We start from the raw sequence: 18,522 nt of genomic DNA on the forward strand, positions 1-18,522 counted from the left end.
TAGTTATTGATATTTTAATGATTTTCTAATCTTGCTTGTGCATACGGGCCTTTGAATTTAAGCCAAAACGCAATCAGTGCAATCAGAGTAATGGCCAGCCCTACTGGCGTGGCAATACTCATTGGTAGGTTAAAGCCAATGGTTGCATGCGCAATATAGGTGAATGTCACCGCAGTCATAAAGGCAGCAGGCAAAGTACAAATCCAATGGAATTTGCCTTCTTTGGCTAAGTAAGCTGCTCCTGCCCATAGCATGATCATTGCTGTGGTTTGATTCGCCCAGCCAAAGTAACGCCATATAACGCCAAATTGGGCAAGTGTAATCAGATAACCCACTATAAACATCGGAATCGCGATCCATAAACGATGAAATATTGATTTTTGGCTGAGTTTTAGAAATTCTGCCACAATCAAGCGAGCACTACGAAATGCGGTATCTCCAGAGGTGATTGGTAACACCACAACCCCTAGAATGGCTAAAATTCCCCCTACGCCACCTAATAGAGCAATGGATACTTGATGCACAACCGCTGCCGGGCCGCCATGGGTAATCGTGGCATTTAAGGCCGTTGTGTCTTGATAGAACGAGAGTCCCAAAGTACACCAGATCAGTGCAATCACGGCTTCACCAATCATCGCCCCATAAAAGACAAAACGTCCGGAACGTTCATTCTGCATGCAACGAGCCATCAGCGGTGACTGAGTGGCGTGAAAACCAGATACAGCACCACAGGCAATGGTAATGAATAATAATGGCCATAAGGGTAAGTCTTTGGGGTGCATATTCGTGAAAAAATGCAGGCCCTGATTATAGAAATGGTGACCACTTACCACTAACCCGATCATTAATCCAACGGACATGAAGATCAGTAATGCGCCAAAGATGGGGTAAAAACGACCAATAATTTTATCAATTGGGACGATAGTCGCGAGAATATAATAGGCAAAGATAGCCGCCACCCACCAGCCGACATGCACATTCATCATTTTCGCTAGTAATTCTGCTGGCCCTAGGACAAAGACCACACCGACAAGTAGCAGCAAAATCACTGCGAACAGATTCATAAAGTGTTTTGCAAATTGGCCCAATTCGTTGCCCACAACGGTGGGAACCGAGGCGCCGTTTGCACGTATGGACAGCATTCCAGAAAAATAATCATGGACTGCACCGCCGAAAATACTTCCAAAAACAATCCATAACATTGCCGACGGCCCATATAGCGCCCCTAAAATGGGGCCAAAAATAGGGCCGAGACCAGCAATATTAAGTAGTTGTACTAGATAGATCTTTTTATCGGACATGGCGACATAATCGACACCATCAGCCATCTCTGTTGCAGGAGTTTTACGATTAGGTTGGGGACCAAAAATCCGCTCAACAATTTTGCCGTAAGTAAAATATCCCACTAATAATAATGCTACACAAAAAATGAACCACAGCATCTTGCACTCTCCATACTTATACAGTTCTCCCTAGACTGATTTAAGAGCGGTTGGACATGATTTACCATAGACAATTACATGAGCGGTCAGTATGAGAAACCCAGTGGTCGAAATGTCGAGGTTAGCGGTTTAGCTCATTCCACATTAATGGCTAAAAAAGTTTTGAGTGCACGCATGTAGCGGCGACTAACGGGGATTTTGGCTCCACTATAGGTGACAAGTTCCCCGTTACCATTTTCTGTGAGCGTCAGGTGATGAATAGCTTGGGGGTCAATAAGATATTGGCGATGACAACGCATTAGTCCCAATTGAGCTTCGAGTGTTTTTAAAGTGAGCTGTGTATGTAACAACTGCTGCCCATCAAAAACATGGACGCCACTGAGATCAGAAAATGCATATTCGATATTTTCACAGCGGACCCATTGCTGTTGCTGTTGGCACAAACAGGGCAATAAATTCAGAGGGCTATGCCGAGCACTTTGTTTAAGGGATGCTATATTTTCTAGACGCTCGATGGTTTTTGCTAGGCGCAATTCTTCAACTGGTTTGAGTAGATAATCAAAAGCTGCTGCTTCAAAGGCTTTGAGTGCATAATCATCATAAGCAGTGACTAATACAATTTGTATATTGGGTTCATTTTGCATAATCGATAATAGTTCAAGCCCATCAATTTTAGGCATATGAATATCGACAAATAGCACATCTGGTTGATAATCCCGATATTGGCTCAAACAATCGATGGCATTATCAAATTCACAGACTACCTTCACTCGTCCATCTTCATCAAGCATTGCTTTGAGCTCTTCTCTGGCCAAAGGTTCATCATCAACTAATATAGCGTTGAGCATGATTCTCTCCTGATAGCGGGACACCGACTCGGGTATAAATACCTGGGCAACAATCAATCTCAAGATCGGCTTGCTGACCTAAAAAGTTTTGTAGACGGGTCTTGACGATATTCAGTCCTAACCCGTGATTGGGCTGTTCAGGAAATAATCCAGCATTATCCTCAACAATTAAACTATTTTGATCCTCGTCCTGACGGATATAAATACTTAATCGAGCATCTTTTAGCTTCTGACTTAATCCGTGCTTGAGGGCATTCTCAACTAAAGGTTGCAATGTAAAATTAGGCAAGGGAGAAGCCATAAAGCAGGCTGGAATATCCCAGTGAATGCTGAGCCGGTCACCATAGCGAAGTTGCTCGATATGCAGATAAGCTCGTGTCAGTTTAAGCTCATCGGCCAGAGTGGTCTGCTCTGGTTGTTGCTTGAGACTGGTGCGTAAGAACAGGGCTAAATCATAAATTAATTGGCGAGCTTGATGAGGATCTTTGCGAATCACCGCTGTGATGGTATTCAAGGCATTGAATAGAAAATGTGGATGGATTTGGGCGCGGACCAATTTCAGTTCAGCTTGGGTGAGTAAATTTTGCTGTTGGATGACTCGCGAACTCACCAGTTGCTCTTCAATAATATGGGCAATGCCTTCGCCTAGCGTTCGGTTAATGGATAAAAACATTTTACGTTTAGATTCATATAATTTAACGGTTCCGATCACTTCGCCAGCGCAGCGAAGTGGGATCACCAATGCAGAGCCAAGTGGACAGTTCGTTGAGCATTGGCAGTGATAGTGAATTTGTTGGCCGTCGGCAAACATAACCTGATTATTGACAATGGCTTGATAGGTCAACTGAGATGTAATAGGCGTGCCAGCTAAGTGGTGGTCGTTACCCAAGCCAGTAAATGCCAGGACTTGATGACAATTAGTAATGGCCACTGCCGAAACCCCGGTTTCTTGGCGTAATATTTCAGCCATCTGTTTGGCACTGGCGGTATTTAAATCAGGTAAGACCCCAACAATGCGCTGTGCTAAGTGCAGCGCCCGCTGAGAGTAATTGGAACTGAATTTCTCATGGATTGATTTTCGGTCCGTGATCATTGCCATAAATAAAGCGGCTCCGATCGGGTTAGCAATGAGCATGGGCAAATAGATCGTCTTGACCAAGGCGAGTGCTTGCGGATAGGGCTTTGCCAATAGTAAGAGTAATAACATCTGCATGGCTTCCGCGATAAAAGTGACAATAAATACGAATATAGGCGAATAGGGGCGATCATTTAACGGTCGTCGTTTACGATAAATGGCATGAATACAACCGGCTAACAGCCCTTCGCAACAGGTTGATATCGCGCACGCAAAATCAGTAAAACCACCTAATTGATAACGATGCAATCCCCCCGTTAATCCGACTAAAAAGCCGACCACTGGCCCCCCAAATAACCCCCCTAATACGGCGCCAATTGCACGAGTATTGGCGATGGCCCCATCTACGGGTTTGCCAAAGTAGGTGCCTAAAATACAAAAAGCTGAAAATAATAAATAAATGCAGATGCGATGCGGGAGTCTTTCGGATAATTGCACGATAGGAATGAATAGCGGTGTCTTGCTAAGCAAATAAGCGATAACCAGAAATAAACTCATTTGTTGGACTAATGAGAGAATCAAAAATCCGTGAGGCACAAAGTTCACGCTAATATCCCTTTTTAAGCATTACTTTGAGCAATTATTCATCATTCAATGGGCATTCACACCTGAGATTGCAAGAATTGTGCGAAAGTTCAAAAAAACAGCAGTTTCTTTGAGCTGAGCCAATGAATATTGGCGCTTGCAAAAGCCACCGGCGCTGGTATGGTGAGCTTTCCCAACAATTTTATTCAGAATAAATAATCAGGCTATTAAGGCCATACCGAGGAGTGAATAGGTCAGATGCAAACCGATTTGATCAACGATAAACATATCCGTTCAGAACAGGTGATGATCACACCAGCTGAGTTACGTGCTAAATTGCCGCTGTCAAAGCAAGCCGAGCAGTTTGTACTGCACTCACGCAAAACAATTGCGGATATTTGTCATAAACGCGATTCCCGTTTTTTGGTGATCTGCGGTCCGTGTTCCATTCATGATTTAGATGCAGCGAAAGATTATGCTCGGCGTCTTAAAGCGCTTCATGAACGATACCGGGATGAACTGTTTATCGTGATGCGGGTGTATTTTGAAAAACCTCGAACAACGGTGGGTTGGAAAGGATTTATCAATGATCCTCATATGGATAATAGCTTCGATATTGAAACAGGATTGCACCGTGCCCGCGAGCTGTTGACATGGATTGCTGAACTGGGCTTGCCAGCTGCAACAGAGGCGTTGGATCCCATTAGTCCACAGTATTTAAGCGAATTATTTAGCTGGTCTGCAATCGGCGCGCGTACCACTGAGTCACAGACGCACCGTGAACTTGCCAGTGGTTTGTCGATGCCAGTCGGATTTAAAAATGGTACCGATGGCAGTTTACAAACTGCTATTAATGCGATGCGCTCTGCCGCGGCGTCACATCGTTTTATGGGGATTAACCAGCAAGGGCAGGTGAGTTTATTACAAACTCAAGGGAATCCGGATGGTCATGTCATTTTGCGCGGTGGTAAACAGCCAAACTATGATTCTGTTAATGTCTCTTTAGCTGAAGATGCAATGCGTGAAGCCGGCTTAAGACCTTGCATGATTGTTGACTGTAGCCATGGCAATTCCAATAAAGATCATCGTTTGCAGCCTCGTGTTGCAAAAAATGTAGTCAATCAGATTATTGATGGTAACCGTTCCATCATTGGTTTGATGTTAGAAAGTAATATTCACGAAGGAAACCAGTCTTGCGATCTGCCTATCGAAGAGCTCGCTTATGGCGTTTCTGTGACAGATGCTTGTATTGACTGGCAATCAACGGAGCAAGTGCTTGAGGAGATGGCGAGCTCGCTGAAAACGGTCTTACCCATACGCTGGGAGTCTGGTGATGAGTGACAAAGACCCATTAGCAGAGCTGCGTGTTCAAATCGATAGTGTTGATCAGCAATTGATCGATTTATTCGCTCAGCGGCTAAGTTTGGTTAAACAGGTGGGAGAGGTTAAGAGTCAGCACGGCTTGCCGATTTATGTCCCCGAACGAGAAGCTTCCATGATTGCCAAACGCCGTGCAGAAGCACTCTCTCAAGGCGTTCCTGAACAGTTGATTGAAGATGTTTTGCGGCGAGTGATGCGCGAATCTTATAGTAGTGAAAATGACAGTGGCTTTAAACAAGTTAACCCAGATGCTGGACCGATTGTGGTGATTGGTGGCGCGGGTCAACTGGGGAGCTTATTTGCTCGGATGTTTAAAGCATCTGGTTACGATGTGCGGGTTTTAGAAAAAGATGATTGGTCAAATGCCGAAGCCATTTTAGCTGGGGCCTCGTTAGTTGTCGTATCCGTTCCGATTCATACCACCGAAGAGGTGATAGCGAAACTAACGACTCTGGCTGATGACTGTATTTTGGCAGATTTAACCAGTGTTAAAGCTGGCCCATTAAAAGCAATGTTACAAGCACATAAGGGGCCTGTGGTAGGGTTACATCCTATGTTTGGGCCAGATGTGACCAGTTTGGCCAAGCAGGTTGTCGTCTTTAGTGATGGGCGCGCGAGTGAGCGTTATCAATGGCTCATTGAACAGATCCGTATTTGGGGCGCTCATTTATATCCTGCGCCTGCACCTGCACATGATCATGCAATGTCACTGATCCAGGCACTACGACACTTTACATCGTTTGCCTATGGCGTACATCTATCCAATGAAGCGCCTAATCTGGATCTGTTGATGGATTTAAGCTCACCGATTTATCGCTTGGAGTTGGCCATGGTGGGGCGATTGTTTGCTCAGAACCCAGAACTTTATGCTGATATTATTATGGCGCAGCCAGAGAATCTGGCAATGATTCGCCGTTATCATCAGCGTTTCGGTCAGCTAATTGAATTGCTTGAACAGCATGATACTCAGGCATTTGTTGCTGAGTTTGATAAGGTTAAAGAGTGGTTTGGCGATTATGCACAACAATTTTTAATCGAAAGTCGTAATTTGCTAGCTCAGGCACACGATCAGCGCCATCATCAGAGCCGTTGAGACCTTTCTTAAAAACAAGCCAGAGGATTCGCTTTGGCTTGCATTTTCTTCTAAAAAGAGTAAAATTTCGCGGCTTCAATTAGCGGGTGCTCCATGTGGAGCAAAATTTACAAACAAGTGAGGAACGATATGGTTACCATTCGTTTACAACGCGGTGGCGCTAAAAAGCGGCCATTTTATCAGGTTGTTGTCGCTGACAGCCGTTGTGCTCGTAACAGCCGTTTTATCGAAAACGTTGGTTTTTATAACCCAATTGCTAAAAACGAGTCAGAAGAAAATTTGCGTATCGATTTAGATCGCATCAAACACTGGATTTCCCAGGGCGCGACTGTTTCAGTTCGTGTTGAAAAACTGATTAAAGACGCACAAGCTGCGGCTTAATCGTTAGTTAAAAAGGTAAGAGAGATGAGTCATCCGGAAACCGTCATCGTAGGGCGCTTAGGTGCTGTGTATGGCATTAAAGGTTGGTTGAAAGTGAACTCTTTTACCGAACAGGCCGAAGCAATTTTTGAATACTCGTCATGGATGGTTGGCAAAGATGGTCAGTTTAATCCAGTCGAAGTAACAGAGTGGCGACGCCATAATCATTCGTTGATTGTTAAACTATCTGGTTTTGATGCTCGCGAGCAATCGCAAACGTTAACCGGGTTAGAGATTGCCGTTGCGGCGGAACAATTGCCAGAGCTTGCTGAAGATGAATTCTATTGGCGAGATCTGCTGGGCATGCGAGTTGTGAACCGCCAAGGGTATGATCTGGGTAAGGTGACCGACTTAATGGAAACTGGCTCCAACGATGTATTGGTTGTTAAAGCAAACTTAAAAGATGCGTTTGGCAAGAAAGAGCGGTTAATTCCGTTTGTTGAGTCGCAAATGGTCGATAGTGTTGATCAATGTGCTCAAATTATTACAGTTGATTGGGACCCTGGTTTTTAGTGTCCGAGATGACAGAGCTATCACCAACACTTTGGATTGGCGTGATTAGTCTATTTCCAGAGATGTTTGATGCCATTAGTGAGTATGGGGTGACAGGGCGGGCCGTGCGTAACGGACTGCTTGAAATTCAGCGGTTTAATCCGCGTGATTTTACCCATGATCGTCACCACAGCGTGGATGATCGCCCTTATGGCGGTGGTCCAGGAATGTTGATGATGGTTCAGCCGCTTAAAGATGCAATTAGTGCAGCGAAGCAGGCAGCTGGCTCGGATGCTCGGGTGATTTATCTTTCACCTCAAGGAAAGACTTTTAATCAGGCTAGCGCAGCAATATTGGCTAAGAGTGAAAAATTAATTTTTCTCTGTGGCCGGTACGAAGGAATTGATGAGCGATTAATTCGTTCTGAAGTGGATGAAGAGTGGTCGGTTGGGGACTATGTCCTAAGTGGTGGAGAGCTCCCGGCGATGGCGATAATTGACTCGATCAGTCGACTTGTTCCCGGAGTGTTAGGGGATAAAGCTTCAGCTGAACAGGATTCTTTCTCACAAGGGTTGTTAGACTGTCCGCATTACACGCGTCCGGAAGTATTAGATGGGCAGACAGTCCCTGAGGTATTACTCAGTGGCAACCATAAAGCAATTGCGCGTTGGCGTTTAAAACAATCACTGGGACGGACATACCAAAGACGACCAGAGTTATTAGAACTTCTAGCTCTGACTGACGAACAGCAGGCATTGCTTGCTGAGTATATTCGTGAAAATAACGAGTAAACACACGACAGTTTCAGTTAATACTAGGATGAGAAATTATGAGTAATATCATTAAAGCGCTCGAACAAGAGCAAATGAAACAAGATGTTCCTGCATTTTCTGCAGGGGATACTGTAGTTGTTCAGGTTAAGGTAAAAGAAGGTAACCGTGAACGTCTGCAGGCTTTTGAAGGCGTCGTAATCGCCAGACGTAACCGAGGTTTACATTCATCTTTCACTGTACGTAAGATTTCTAGCGGTGAAGGCGTAGAACGTGTATTCCAAACTCACAGCCCGTTAATTGACAGCATTACTGTGAAACGTCGTGGTGATGTCCGTCGTGCCAAAATCTACAACCTGCGTAATCTGTCAGGTAAGAAAGCACGTATTAAAGAAAAACTGGATAAAAAATAAGTTTTCTTTTAAACGGATAGTAAAAACCAGGCCATGTGCCTGGTTTTTTTATGCCTGAGTTAAAATCACGCTGACACTCACTTTTTAAGGGCTGCAACCAACCTTCCATGTCATCATGGCATTAATCCATAAACGCTAAAACAGATCTGATTAATGAGTCACTGTTACAACTGAGTTTTCTTCACCATATACATTTGGATAATACGCATCGGCTTCCCAGTCATTTTCAAACATCTCATGACCATCTGACGAACAGAGCTTATAACGGAATTCATAGCTTGGTTTTTTATCAGTCGGGAGATTGATAGTGGTTTTAAACTTGCCGTTTTTCAGATGTTCCAACTCAATGGGTGTCCAGTCATTAAACTCACCTAACAGATAAACCCGGGCGGCATCATGGGCAGCCTGTTTACTGACCTCGAAAGTAACGCGAACTTCTGGGCGTGATTTCAGGTACTGTTTTTTTAACGTCATTGCTTAATGCTCCTCAGCTAAAAACAATTGAAATTAGGTTAAACAGAAATTTTACACTTTATACTCAGTATTATTTGAGCATAGTTCAAGATTTATCGAAAGGTTAAAATTGTTTAACTCTGGCGTAGCCCACAATACGTAATAAGTCAACGTGGGGGATGTGAAAGGCTATATAACCTAGATAGACTGCGGGAAAGTGGGCTATCTGGTCTGTACATCACACATTCTTTTTAGCTGAGATTGGCAAAATGCTTCTCTAGCAGTGCCTGGGTAAAACTGCGGCGCAAATAGAAACCTCGTGGCAAGGTTTCAATCAGTTGGCCATCTCGACCATAGGCTTGGGTTCTGACCTTGCTATTGGCCGCCTTAGGGCGCAGCTGTAAAGCTTGACCATGACGAGCGGTGATTTCATCCACGCGACCAAATGCAACCGCTTCCATCAGTTCTTCCCAATCTTGACGAAGTGTTGCCTCTTCTTCTTTATCGGGTGACCACAACAGGGCATGACCAATGATCCGCTGAGCAATTGGAATAGAACGTTCTGCTAAAACAGGCACCCATAAAACGTGCGAGAGTTTATTGCGGACACTGGATTGTTGCCAGGTTTCGCCATGAGCATGCAATAGTTGAGTCATACATACGTAAGTGCTCTCTAGGGGGCGACCTGAACGGTCAATCGGCAAAGATTTGAGCTCAACTCCTAGCTGTGGAAAATCTTGTATCGGCTTGCTGCCAGCTGTGGCTCCCAGCGATAACTCGATGAGCTGTCCTGTCCATCCTTTTTCTTTTTTGGCATTTAGGGGAAGCTCAATTTGCACTTGGTTGGCTAGTTCTTGTAGTGATAAACCAGCGATAGCTTGGGCGCGTTCAAGTAGTTCGGTAATTGATTGTGGAGCGTTATTCATAACAACCTAATGATGCAATGCAGACAATTATTGTACAACAGTTAATGGAATTTGAGTGGGGGATTTTTTTATATCAATAGGTATTTTAAAAATGTATTAAAAACATTAAGTTAAATAAATAAAAATAAAATAGATAACTGACAATTTAACTCGTGCACGGGTTATGCCCGATGACTCAGAGAGAGATCACAGACTTATCCACAAATTTATTGAATAACCTAAGTGATGACGGATTTATCGATGTTGAAATGTTGCAAAACTTATTGCTGGTGGATCAATAACCAGTTTAGTGACAGAAAATTGGGGGATAAGTGCAATTTGGTGTTTTTTTATTCGGTTTTCAGGAAGGCTTTCCTAAAGAGTGATTTACAGCATAATAATTTCAAAAAATATCTTTTAAAACATAGAGATATATTTTATATAAAAGTGATATAGAGACTACTTTATTCACAGTTAAATAGTTATTTGTGTGTAACTGATAGGTTATCCAAGTGTTTATCCACAGATTTTTTGGAAAAAGTACAAGTTATTATTGAACATATTCTCGTCAGTGGCTGATTGCCTCTCTTATTCTTGACAATTATTCTTCTTGATACTCATTATTGGTTTGCTGCCACTGCACAGATGTGAAAGAATCAGTCTATATCTTGGAATTATAACTGAAGGTATTTCAGTGATTGATGGTGATGGTTATCGTCCTAATGTTGGCATCATCATTTGTAACAGACGAGGGCAGGTGTTGTGGGCCAGGCGCTATGGTCAGCACTCTTGGCAGTTCCCCCAGGGAGGTGTGAACGACGGTGAATCGCCTGAACAAGCGATGTTTCGGGAATTATTCGAAGAAGTTGGACTAAAATCTGATGATGTTCGAATACTTGCTGTAAGCCGACATTGGTTACGTTACAAATTGCCAAAACGATTAGTTCGTTGGGACAGTAAACCGGTTTGTCTGGGGCAGAAGCAAAAATGGTTCTTGATCCGCCTTGAAGGCAAAGAATCTCGAATCTGTTTTGATAGTTGTGGACATCCGGAGTTTGATGATTGGCGTTGGGTCAGCTATTGGTACCCAGTTCGGCAAGTTGTGTCATTTAAGCGAGATGTTTATCGCAAAGCACTTAAAGAGTTTGCGCCTCAGTTAATGGGAGGAATGAAAGAACGTCCTAATCGGCGACGGCGAAAAAAGTCCCGTCAGGTTCGCTCTGCAACTTCATAACTCCATGTGATGATATTGCGCTTGTGTGATTCCGAGTCTTAAGAGTGGTTCCTCATCACTCTTAAGGGAGGTTTTTAGCGGTATCATATAATCTTTCATAAGTTTGTCTGCAAGGATTTCTCGATGGTTTCATGATTCAGACAGGCTTTATTGGCAGCAGTATAAGGAGAGTTCGTTGTTAACCGAGTTGCGAAGAGTCATCGAACGCGTGGCCCAGGCCTCTTCATTGGAACAAGCTATCCAGTTTTTAGTAAGCGAAGTGCGTGCCACGATGCAGGTTGATTGCTGCAGTATTTATCAAGCTGATAATGAGCATCAGCATTTAGTCTTGCGCGGCAGCGATGGTTTAGCGCCCTCCGCGGTGGGGCGGACTTGGATCCGTTTCGATGAAGGCGTCGTTGGGTTGGTTGCCCGGCGAGAAGAGCCCCTTAATATTGCCGATGTTTATCAGCATCCGAGTTTTAAATACCTTCCTGAAGCCAAAGAGGATTCGTTTAAATCGTTTCTGGGGACGCCTATTATTTATCACCGCGAATTGTTGGGGGTCCTAGTTGTTCAGCAATCGGATGTTCGTTCATTTAGTGATACCGAAGAAGCGTTTCTGGTGACTCTGGCTGCACACCTTTCAAGCACCTTACGCCATGTTAATTTAACTGACATGATGCAAAAATCACCATCTTTGCCGCGAGCCACTATTCGTGGTATTGCTGGTGCATCAGGGATTGGTATGGCTCAGAGTTGGGTTTTACAACCGCCGATTGAGCTAACTGAACTTGAACTTGCGACTACCACACAAATTGATGCAGAGCTTGAGTTGTTGGAGAATGCCTTTGCTAAAACACGCTCTGATCTAGAATCGATGACATTGCGTCTTGGCAAACAACTTCCGCGAGATGTTTTATCTATCTTTGAAGTTTATCAGGGCATGCTTAATGATGTTAGTTTTGTTAAATCACTGCGCTTAAAAATTAAGCAGGGGTATAGTGCGTCAAGCTCTTTACAACTGGTCTACAAAGAATATCTTAAACAATTTGAAGCGCTCAGTGACAGTTACCTAAAAGAACGTGCCGTGGATCTTAAAGATCTCTGCCAGCGTTTATTAATGCATCTGAATCAACCCCAATTAAATCAATTCCCTGAACGTTCATTCGTCGTCGTGGCTGAAGAAGTGACAGCAACTATGCTCGGCGACATTCCTCGTGAGCGACTGGCAGGGATTGTCGCGCGAAACGGGACCAGTAACTCACATGCTGCGATTTTAGCGCGAACTATGGGAATACCTGCGGTGATGGGCGTGAATGTTGAGATTGGCTTGTTGGCACAGCGATTCTTAATCATTGATGGCTATACTGGCAATATATTTGTTGAGCCAGATGCCATTTTACGTAGTGAATATCGTCAGTTACTGCGACAGGAAGAGGTGATGAATGCTCAAATTAATCAAGAGCTTCATGAACCTGCAATATCGCGTGATGGACAAGTGATTGAATTATTGGTTAATGCGGGGTTAAGCAGTGATGCTGATCGCGCGGAAAGTGTTGCTGATGGTGTTGGGTTGTATCGCACTGAGGTGCCATTCTTGCTACAAAACCGCTTTCCATCTGAGTCTGAACAATATCAAAGCTATTTAAAAATTCTAGCCAGTTATCATGGTAAACCCGTGTGTATGCGCACCTTGGATGTAGGTGGTGACAAGCAGTTGCCTTATTTTCCCATCCATGAAGACAACCCATTTTTGGGGTGGCGTGGGATACGTATGACGTTGGATCATCCAGAGATCTTTATGGTGCAGTGCCGCGCGATGTATCGGGCTGCACTCGTTTATTCAAACCTATCGATAATGTTGCCAATGATCAACTCGATTCAGGAAGTTGAGCAGGCGCTTGTCTTGATGGATCGCGCTTGGCAAGAGGTATTAGAAGAGAATCCCGACAAAACCGGAGTGAGTCGACCTAAGCTGGGGGTGATGATCGAAGTGCCATCTGCTTTATTCATTTTGCCTGAGCTGGCTAAAAAGGTCGCCTTCTGGTCAGTTGGTTCTAACGACTTGACCCAGTATCTGTTGGCTGTAGATCGCAATAACAAGCGTGTGAGTGATGCCTATTCGGTTTGTCATCCAGCGGTTATTCGAGCCTTAAATTACATCTTCATGCAAGGGCAGGCGCTTCATTCTAGCGTGAGTGTCTGCGGTGAAATGGCCGGCGATCCAATGGGCGCTATTGCGTTGTTGATTTTGGGATATCGTCATTTAAGCATGAGTAGCTTTAATCTGGCAAAAATTAGATACCTCATCCGTCGAGTTGATCTCAATGAACTAGGCGCTTTAAAAGAGCGATTACTAGCCTGTGGGGATCGGCAACAGGTACAAACGATCTTATCTGATTATTTAGAACAGTACGACTTATTGCATTTAGTTCGGGGACATCGATAGTAGCAAGCGCTTGTGTTCTGGCATGGAACCTTGCACAATCAACTCCTCTTTTTGATGATGTAGTTTGGTAGAAGGGCTTTATTGTGAGGACATATTGGCATTATCCGCATATCGACCCGGTTGCATTTTCCATTGGACCTATTGAAGTTCACTGGTATGGTTTGATGTACCTAGTCGGTTTTATCTTCGCACTGTTTTGTGCCAACCGTTACGCTGATCGGGATGATAACGACTGGAATCGCAATCAGGTTAGCGATCTGCTGTTTTACTGTTTTTTAGGTGTGATTTTAGGTGGCCGAATCGGCTATGTTCTGTTTTATCAGTTTCCGCTATTTATTTCTCATCCAGTATATATCTTTAAAATCTGGGATGGCGGAATGTCATTCCATGGTGGTTTAATTGGTGTGATTTTGGCAATGTTCTATTTTGCCCGTAAGACTCACCGCCACTTCTTCGTAGTCGCCGATGTCGTTGCACCTTTAGTGCCTTTTGGACTCGGTGCGGGACGTATCGGTAACTTTATTAATGGTGAGTTGTGGGGCCGGGTGACTGATGTGCCGTGGGCATTGATCTATCCCGATGCCGGCCCACTACCTCGACATCCTTCTGAGATTTACGAATTTTTGTTAGAAGGTGTATTGTTGCTCATTATCTTGCAAGTTTATTCACGCCGAAAACCACCTCTGGGCGCAGTCTCGGGGATGTTTATGTTTCTCTACGGGTGCTTTCGCTGTTTTGCTGAATGTTTCCGTCAGCCTGATCCGCAGTTGGGCTTTTTTAGCTTCGGCACGACGATGGGACAGATCTTGTCGATTCCAATGATTATCATTGGTGCCTGGATTTTAATTTGGTCATATCGCCGAGCAAAGCGGCGTTTAATTGAAAAATAGACACCTCAATTTGTGTCATTCTGTTCAATGATAGGAGCGCTTGCCTTATGGGGCGATGAGATCAAAGAATATGGATGACACAATTGACAAGCGGTTAGATAGAATCCCTGTACTCTGGGGATTCTATAAAGGAGCTGTTCTGGGGTGTTTAATATTTAAGTGATATGCAACCCAACCAGCTCATTACTTGCTTAAACTGAAAATGGGTATTTGATAGGGTCGTGATGCTGATAGCCTTCGACTTTAAAATCATCTAGTGTGACCCAGCTTTCCAGATCTTTAAGAGTTTTGATTTCGGGATTGATATGAAAAGTAGGGGCCGGTAGAGGCTCTCGTTTTAGTTGTACATCTCGCATCAGTTCTAATTGGTCTTCATAAATATGAGCATTTACGATTTTATGGTAGACCTTCCCCGGTTTATTGCCAGTTATTTGCGCCATAATCGCCAGTAGAAAATAAGCCTGAACCATATTGAAGTTAAGGCCAAGGGGGACGTCACAACTGCGCTGAGTACTATTTAAATACAATGTACCGCCGAGCAGCGAAAAGTGATGGCTATACATACATGGTCGCAGACAAGCACGGTCAAATACGCCAGGATTGTAAAATGTGAGGATCTCGCCACGGTTATCTTGACCTTGACTGAGGTCATCGACGATTTGTTGCAATAAATCAATGCGTGAGCCGTCGGCACATCGCCAGTTTCTGGCAACTACGCCATAGGCTTCACCAATATCATCTTCACCTTTGCGATGGGGATTGTTGAGCCAGTCCTGATTGTTGTTGGCATTGGCATCCCATGTTTTGGTTCCAATCTGGCGAAAATCAGCGGCACTAGCATACCCTCGCAGATACCCTATCATCTCTGCAACTGCTGCTTTCCAAAAGCTTTTGCGCGTAGTGACTAATGGAAACTGCCCATTTTCAACGTCATAACTCAGATCGGCATTAATGACTGTTAGGCAGCGTTTCCCTGTGCGTTTGTTATCTACCCAGATCCCTTCGTCAATGATCCGGCGGCATAAATCGAGATATTGCTTCATAGAAAATAGTTTTTGTCTTAAGGGTGGTGGATTTTACCATGTTAGCCTAAGTTTTATGAGATGGTCAGGCAATCTTTGTGTCGTTAACGTCGGCTATTATGGTAGTTAGGAATATTTATATTCGGTTAAACCTTATATTATCTCAATTAGAAGTGAATTTTTAATAGGCACAAAGTCGTTAAACTAACGATATATCAAGTACTGATGAGGAATGAATGTGCGCGAATTTATTGATCGTTTTTTAAGAATGGAAGCTGCCAGCGGCATCTTACTAATTATCGCTGCCATAGTTGCTCTGGTCATGGCTAATTCACCATTGAACCATCTTTATGTGCACTTGTTTGATATGCCGGTGCAGGTTCGGATTGCATCGCTCAACATTGAGAAACCGTTATTGCTATGGGTCAATGATGGGTTAATGGCAATATTCTTTTTAGTGATTGGTCTTGAAGTCAAACGTGAAGTTCTAGAGGGCGAGCTGTCTAGCCGTGACAAAGCTAGTTTGCCAATATTTGCTGCGTTGGGAGGGATGGTCGTCCCGGCGCTCATCTTTTTGTTGTTTAACCACGATTCTCCTGAGCTTAAAAATGGTTGGGCAATCCCTGCGGCAACTGACATTGCTTTTGCGTTAGGGATTATGGCCCTACTAGGAAAACGAGTACCGAGTAGTTTGAAGGTGTTTCTTCTGGCGTTGGCTATCGCAGATGATTTAGGCGTAGTGATTATCATTGCGGCATTTTACTCTCATGGCATGTCTGTTGTGGCATTGGCTTGTGCTGGGCTTGCCTTAATTGGGTTGATTATTTTAAATAAACGAGGCTGCAGTTCACTCACACCTTATTTATTGTTAGGGGTTATTTTGTGGATTGCGGTGCTTAAATCAGGTGTCCATGCCACTATTGCCGGCGTCTTGTTGGGATTGACGATCCCTTTGCGTGTTAAAGGTCATTCGCATTCGCCTTTGGAGCGTTTAGAGCATTCGCTGCACTCGGTTTCTGGCTATATCATTTTGCCTATTTTTGCCTTTGCTAATGCGGGCATTAACTTAGTGGATGCTGAATCGGTCTTTCATATATCGCTCTCATTAGGGGTGATGCTGGGATTATTTATAGGTAAGCCACTTGGGATCTTTTTAGCCAGCTATCTGGCGATTAAGTTAAAAGCGGCTAAATTACCTCAGGGCACTCAGTTTAAGCAGCTTTTTGCAACGAGTGTCTTAGCGGGAATTGGCTTTACAATGTCGATTTTTATTACTTCGTTGGCCTATCCAGGTATGCAGGCGCAGATTGATCAAGCGCGGTTAGCGATTTTACTCGGTTCTTTTTTGGCGGCCTGTTGTGGCTATATGCTGTTGAGAGTTACCACCCACAAGCCTAAGACATCGTCCGCATTGGAGGCGTCTTCACCCGTTGATCACTAAGGAGCAATCCATGGTCAAAAAACTGATGATTGGCATTTTAACCGCAGCTGGAGCAGGTGTCCTGCTCCCAGTACATGCGCAGATGCATAATCCGTATAATTGCCAGAAGCAGCCGGAGTTATGTCAGGCATATTTGCAGGGAGTTATTGATAGCCTAAGTGAGTTGAAAGATCAGGCTGATATGCAAGATGCGTTTAGCGAACGCGCCCTTAAAAGTCGAGGGGGGCAGCGCTATCAATGGGCGCAAGGGCAATATTGCGATCAGAATACGATGATCCATTGGCAAAACTGGGCTAAAAAACAGAAACTATTACCTAACCAGCAAATCTGGTTGGAGAGTGAGTTGAAAAAGCTAAATGGTTGTGACTAATGAATCGGCTTAGAGTGTAAGGGTTACAGACTATTTTGGTTGACAGGGCTTGGGCGAGCGGTGAACTGCTCGATAAGCCCTGTTCGTGGTCGTTGTTATTCTGTCAGTTAATCGTATTGGCAAATTGAAAGCTGTGAGAACCTCAGAAAACTATCATTGGTAGACCTTCCTGATACGAAGCTGTAGTATTAATAATTTGTTTGTCGTTTTATGGCTTAACTATACTGCTGACAGCGTTGTTGTTAGTCAACCATTTGGCCCCTAGCCATAATGGTTGAATGGTTAAATTTAGGGCAGTTTAAAAGAGCGGATATTCAATTTGTTGATGAGTTCATTATGGCGCACCTGAATTATAATCATCTTTATTACTTCTGGATGACCTATAAAAGAGGGTCTGTCACGGCCGCTGCGCAGGCGCTGTTTTTAACACCACAAACGGTTACTGGGCAGATAAAACTATTAGAAGAACGTTTCAAAGGTGCGTTGTTTATTCGTAAAGGCCCCAAGTTATTGCCAACTGAACTGGGACAGTTAGTGTTCAAATATGCTGACAAGATGTTTTCGTTAAGCTATGAGATGATGGATATTATTAACTACTCAGGGCAGGAAAATCAGCTGTTTGAAGTCGGTGTTGCGGATGCGTTAAGTAAATCGTTGGCCGCAAAAGTTTTGGAGTCGGTGATCCCTAAAGATGGTCGTCTGCAGTTGCGTTGCATTGAATCTACCCATGAGATGCTGTTAGGGCAACTCAGTGAACATAAGCTGGATATGATCCTGTCGGATTGCGCACTCGATAGCGATAAGCAAGATACCTTATTTAGTAAGTGGTTAGGGGAATGTGGTGTGGCTTTTTTTAGCTCTGAACCACTGGACGAGTTCGCTTTCCCTGCGTGTCTTGAAACTCGGCCATTGCTTATTCCTTCTCGGCGCAGTGCGTTGGGGCGTAAACTGTTAGGTTGGTTTGAAGAGCAAGGGTTGAGCGTTAATATTATGGGAGAATTTGATGATGCAGCATTAATGACGGCTTTTGGCTGTCAAAAAAGGCGTATCTTTGTGGCACCATCGATCTATACTGAAGATATTATGCGTGGTGGTTTAGTGTATCAACTGGGAACGACAGAAGCGATCAAAGAAGAATATTATGTTATTTTTGCTCAAAGGATGATCCAGCATCCAGCTGTTAAACGACTTTGTGAGCAAAATTTTAGTGAATTATTTGCTGGAATTAATGAGTGATGAGTGAACAAGATATAACTGT

At 43.9% G+C, this 18,522-nt stretch carries 18 protein-coding genes; 12 read left to right on the forward strand and 6 right to left on the reverse strand.

Annotated elements, in window-relative coordinates; all coding sequences use genetic code 11:
- Nucleotides 1–14: 14 nt before the first annotated feature.
- From EV690_RS15475 to EV690_RS15485, 3 genes are all read right to left on the reverse strand, one after another.
- The gene (locus EV690_RS15475) at nt 15–1,442 is read right to left on the reverse strand and encodes a carbon starvation CstA family protein (RefSeq protein WP_131913912.1); all 1,428 of its coding nucleotides are present in this window, start codon (nt 1,440–1,442) and stop codon (nt 15–17) included.
- Nucleotides 1,443–1,576: 134 nt separating this feature from the next.
- Nucleotides 1,577–2,290 carry a two-component system response regulator BtsR gene (gene btsR, locus EV690_RS15480; protein ID WP_131913913.1) on the reverse strand — a complete coding sequence of 238 codons (714 nt, stop codon included), beginning with the start codon at nt 2,288–2,290 and terminating at the stop codon, nt 1,577–1,579.
- Complete coding sequence (locus EV690_RS15485) at nt 2,268–3,923, reverse strand: sensor histidine kinase (protein ID WP_131913960.1); 1,656 nt, start codon at nt 3,921–3,923, stop codon at nt 2,268–2,270. The genes btsR and EV690_RS15485 overlap by 23 nt, the downstream gene beginning before the upstream one ends.
- Before the next feature lie 285 nt (nt 3,924–4,208).
- Between EV690_RS15485 and EV690_RS15490 the strand changes: the two genes are divergently transcribed.
- From EV690_RS15490 to rplS, 6 genes are all read left to right on the forward strand, one after another.
- Nucleotides 4,209–5,291, forward strand: a complete 1,083-nt coding sequence (locus EV690_RS15490; RefSeq protein WP_131913914.1) for a 3-deoxy-7-phosphoheptulonate synthase — start codon at nt 4,209–4,211, stop codon at nt 5,289–5,291.
- On the forward strand, nt 5,284–6,423 hold the full coding sequence (gene tyrA / locus EV690_RS15495; RefSeq protein WP_131913915.1) for a bifunctional chorismate mutase/prephenate dehydrogenase: 1,140 nt from the start codon (nt 5,284–5,286) through the stop codon (nt 6,421–6,423). Before EV690_RS15490 ends, tyrA begins: the two co-directional genes overlap by 8 nt.
- A gap of 129 nt (nt 6,424–6,552) precedes the next feature.
- Complete coding sequence (gene rpsP / locus EV690_RS15500) at nt 6,553–6,804, forward strand: 30S ribosomal protein S16 (RefSeq protein ID WP_131913916.1); 252 nt, start codon at nt 6,553–6,555, stop codon at nt 6,802–6,804.
- Nucleotides 6,805–6,828: 24 nt separating this feature from the next.
- The gene (rimM, locus tag EV690_RS15505) at nt 6,829–7,356 is read left to right on the forward strand and encodes a ribosome maturation factor RimM (RefSeq protein ID WP_131913917.1); all 528 of its coding nucleotides are present in this window, start codon (nt 6,829–6,831) and stop codon (nt 7,354–7,356) included.
- A gap of 8 nt (nt 7,357–7,364) precedes the next feature.
- Nucleotides 7,365–8,126 carry a tRNA (guanosine(37)-N1)-methyltransferase TrmD gene (trmD, locus tag EV690_RS15510; RefSeq protein WP_131913918.1) on the forward strand — a complete coding sequence of 254 codons (762 nt, stop codon included), beginning with the start codon at nt 7,365–7,367 and terminating at the stop codon, nt 8,124–8,126.
- Between the two features lie 38 nt (nt 8,127–8,164).
- The gene (gene rplS / locus EV690_RS15515; protein ID WP_131913919.1) at nt 8,165–8,518 is read left to right on the forward strand and encodes a 50S ribosomal protein L19; all 354 of its coding nucleotides are present in this window, start codon (nt 8,165–8,167) and stop codon (nt 8,516–8,518) included.
- A 150-nt stretch (nt 8,519–8,668) separates the two neighbouring features.
- On the opposite strand, the gene EV690_RS15520 is transcribed toward rplS, so the two are convergent.
- Both EV690_RS15520 and mutH read right to left on the reverse strand, forming a co-directional pair.
- A complete protein-coding gene (locus EV690_RS15520; RefSeq protein ID WP_131913920.1) occupies nt 8,669–8,992 on the reverse strand; it encodes an isoamylase early set domain-containing protein in 324 nt (107 codons plus the stop codon).
- Nucleotides 8,993–9,222: 230 nt separating this feature from the next.
- Nucleotides 9,223–9,897 (reverse strand): DNA mismatch repair endonuclease MutH, encoded by a 675-nt coding sequence (mutH, locus tag EV690_RS15525; RefSeq protein ID WP_131913921.1) that lies wholly within the window; start codon nt 9,895–9,897, stop codon nt 9,223–9,225.
- A 673-nt stretch (nt 9,898–10,570) separates the two neighbouring features.
- Here mutH and rppH point away from each other — a divergent pair.
- The 3 genes from rppH (at nt 10,571) to lgt (ending at nt 14,431) form a co-directional block, all read left to right on the forward strand.
- Nucleotides 10,571–11,110 carry an RNA pyrophosphohydrolase gene (rppH, locus tag EV690_RS15530; protein ID WP_131913922.1) on the forward strand — a complete coding sequence of 180 codons (540 nt, stop codon included), beginning with the start codon at nt 10,571–10,573 and terminating at the stop codon, nt 11,108–11,110.
- A 175-nt stretch (nt 11,111–11,285) separates the two neighbouring features.
- The gene (ptsP, locus tag EV690_RS15535) at nt 11,286–13,541 is read left to right on the forward strand and encodes a phosphoenolpyruvate--protein phosphotransferase (protein WP_131913923.1); all 2,256 of its coding nucleotides are present in this window, start codon (nt 11,286–11,288) and stop codon (nt 13,539–13,541) included.
- A gap of 80 nt (nt 13,542–13,621) precedes the next feature.
- Nucleotides 13,622–14,431, forward strand: a complete 810-nt coding sequence (gene lgt / locus EV690_RS15540) for a prolipoprotein diacylglyceryl transferase (RefSeq protein ID WP_131913924.1) — start codon at nt 13,622–13,624, stop codon at nt 14,429–14,431.
- A gap of 191 nt (nt 14,432–14,622) precedes the next feature.
- On the opposite strand, the gene EV690_RS15545 is transcribed toward lgt, so the two are convergent.
- Complete coding sequence (locus EV690_RS15545) at nt 14,623–15,474, reverse strand: thymidylate synthase (protein ID WP_131913925.1); 852 nt, start codon at nt 15,472–15,474, stop codon at nt 14,623–14,625.
- Between the two features lie 217 nt (nt 15,475–15,691).
- On the opposite strand from EV690_RS15545, the gene nhaA reads away from it, so the two are divergent.
- From nhaA to nhaR, 3 genes are all read left to right on the forward strand, one after another.
- Nucleotides 15,692–16,894, forward strand: coding sequence for a Na+/H+ antiporter NhaA (gene nhaA / locus EV690_RS15550; protein ID WP_131913926.1), 1,203 nt, complete (start codon nt 15,692–15,694; stop codon nt 16,892–16,894).
- Nucleotides 16,895–16,904: 10 nt separating this feature from the next.
- Entirely contained in the window at nt 16,905–17,264 is a 360-nt protein-coding gene (locus tag EV690_RS15555; RefSeq protein WP_131913927.1) for a hypothetical protein, read from the forward strand.
- A gap of 336 nt (nt 17,265–17,600) precedes the next feature.
- The gene (nhaR, locus tag EV690_RS15560; protein ID WP_131913961.1) at nt 17,601–18,500 is read left to right on the forward strand and encodes a transcriptional activator NhaR; all 900 of its coding nucleotides are present in this window, start codon (nt 17,601–17,603) and stop codon (nt 18,498–18,500) included.
- Nucleotides 18,501–18,522 lie beyond the last annotated feature (22 nt).

The sequence above is a fragment of the Celerinatantimonas diazotrophica genome (genome assembly GCF_004339545.1).
GTDB lineage: Bacteria > Pseudomonadota > Gammaproteobacteria > Enterobacterales > Celerinatantimonadaceae > Celerinatantimonas > Celerinatantimonas diazotrophica.